This window comes from Legionella sp. ST3F1 (assembly GCF_048553315.1).
GTDB classification, from domain to species: Bacteria; Pseudomonadota; Gammaproteobacteria; order Legionellales; family Legionellaceae; genus Tatlockia; species Tatlockia donaldsonii.
Window position 1 is genome coordinate 1 of the sequence record NZ_JBLZIO010000062.1, and the last position, 482, is coordinate 482.

Sequence of the window (482 nt, forward strand, 5' to 3'; positions counted from 1 at the left end):
GGAACAGCAACCCAGCTCGTCACAGTCACCATCCAGGGTACCAATGATGTCCCGGTAATTGCCGGGGTGTCTACCGGGACCGTCACCGAAGATGCGAATGTAATAAATGCCAATCTGAGCAGCGGCGGTACGCTCAGCATTGCCGATGTCGATGCCGGCCAATCCAGTTTTATCGCCCAGCCCTCTGTGGCAGGCACCTACGGGACCTTTACCCTGGCTGCCGATGGGGTGTGGACGTACACGGCGAACAATGCGCAAACAGCCATCCAGCAGTTAGGGGCTGGCCAAACGTTGACTGATAGCTTTACCGCGACTTCAGCCGATGGAACAGCAACCCAGCTCGTCACGGTGACGATCCAGGGTACTAATGATGTCCCGGTGATTGCCGGGGTGTCTACCGGGACCGTCACCGAAGATGCGAATGTAATAAATGCCAATCTGAGCAGCGGCGGTACCTTGACCATTGCCGATGTGGATGCCGG

At 57.3% G+C, this 482-nt stretch carries 1 protein-coding gene; it reads left to right on the forward strand.

Annotated elements, in window-relative coordinates; all coding sequences use genetic code 11:
* The coding region (locus tag ACN4Z1_RS15960; protein ID WP_419423057.1) for a VCBS domain-containing protein at positions 1 to 482 on the forward strand (482 nt) is incomplete at both ends.